At 65.4% G+C, this 943-nt stretch carries 1 protein-coding gene; it reads right to left on the bottom strand.

Annotated features, from left to right (window positions below; all coding sequences use genetic code 11):
* Nucleotides 1-742, bottom strand: a 742-nt coding sequence (locus CCN51_RS49675) for a glycosyltransferase family 2 protein (RefSeq protein WP_086861132.1), incomplete at its 3' end; no start/stop codon positions are given.
* Nucleotides 743-943: the final 201 nt, after the last annotated feature.

Genomic DNA, 943 nt, shown 5'->3' with positions numbered 1-943 from the left:
GCAGTTTTTTGGCCACGGCCGGCTCGAACCTTTCGATGTTGCCGAGATGGTGGGAAATGATCGCGCAATAGGTGCGTACGGCCTTCGGGAGAAGGCTGTCCGCGTCCTGGTCCTGGGCCGTTTCTTCGATTACCTGATCGAATGCGCGAATGAAGTCGAGCTGTCGTACGTCGCCGATCTGGGTCAGCGAGGACGCGACACCCCGCCGGTAGAAGACGCCGAGCAGGCCGACCACCGCGAATGAGCGCGCCTCGCGGTGCAGCTTCCAGATCCAGGGGCGGTCCTCGGCGGTGCGCAGACCGTGGGTGAAGTGCAGCAGGCCCTGGTCGGCGAGGCGGCGATGGTAGATACCGGCCCAGGCGTACGCGTAGTCGACGGAGGTGGAGCGGTCGGCGGGGAGGATGACGTCGCGCGGGTTCATCACGACGTTGCGCAGACCGTGCGGCACGCGCTGGATCGTACGCGCCCGGCNNTCGAGGAAGGTGATGTACTCGCCGCGGGACGCGTCCAGGCCGGTGTTACGGGCGGTGGCGAGCCCGCCGTTCTGCTCGTGCCGCACATAGACGGCCCCCGGAAGGTCGCGCTCGGCGCGCTCCAGGATCTCCGGCGTCCCGTCGGTGGCACAGTCGTCGACGAGAATGAATTCGAAGTCGTCGCGCGCGTTGGCGCGCAGACTTCTCAGCGTATCGGGGGCATAGGTCTGCACGTTGTAGAACGGCACGATGACGGAGAGCTTAACCACTCGCGTGACGCTAGGTCGCCGTCTGGCATTCGTCTTGACGAGGGGTGTACGTAAAGGTGAACGAAGAACGTCAGGACGGTTAACCCGCCGTCCTTGTCAGAACATCTGCGCGGTTTGCCGGGCGCTTCGACCGGTCTCCCCAAGGCTTCCCGACGGCTCCCCGACGGCTTCTTGACGGCTTTCCGATGGGCTCTCGTCGGC

It is taken from the genome of Streptomyces milbemycinicus (assembly GCF_002154605.1).
GTDB classification, from domain to species: Bacteria; Actinomycetota; Actinomycetes; order Streptomycetales; family Streptomycetaceae; genus Streptomyces; species Streptomyces milbemycinicus.
The sequence above is the reverse complement of the archived record's forward strand: the minus strand, read 5'-3'. Positions and strand labels throughout refer to the sequence as shown.